At 68.7% G+C, this 316-nt stretch carries 1 protein-coding gene; it reads right to left on the minus strand.

The features are described 5' to 3' along the window. The coding region (locus ACYQ0U_RS22855; protein ID WP_459976176.1) for a radical SAM protein at positions 1–316 on the minus strand (316 nt) is incomplete at both ends.

Below are 316 nucleotides of genomic sequence, written 5' to 3' on the forward strand. Positions count from 1 at the left end.
CGTGCAGGTCGCGCAGCGCCTGGCTGACCTCCTCGCGGGTCTCGCCCATGCCGAGGATGAGGTTCGACTTGGTGACCAGGCCGAAGTCGCGGGCCTGGGTGATCACGTCGAGCGAGCGCTCGTAGCGGAACGCCGGGCGGATCCGCTTGAAGATCCGCGGCACGGTCTCGACGTTGTGGGCGAGCACCTCGGGTCGGGACTCGAAGACCTCGCGGAGCAGGTCCGGCTTGCCGTTGAAGTCCGGGATGAGGTTCTCGACGCCGGTGTCGGGGTTGAGCTCGTGGATGGCGCGGACGGTCTCGGCGTACAGCCAGGC

The organism is Nocardioides pyridinolyticus, from assembly GCF_054653575.1.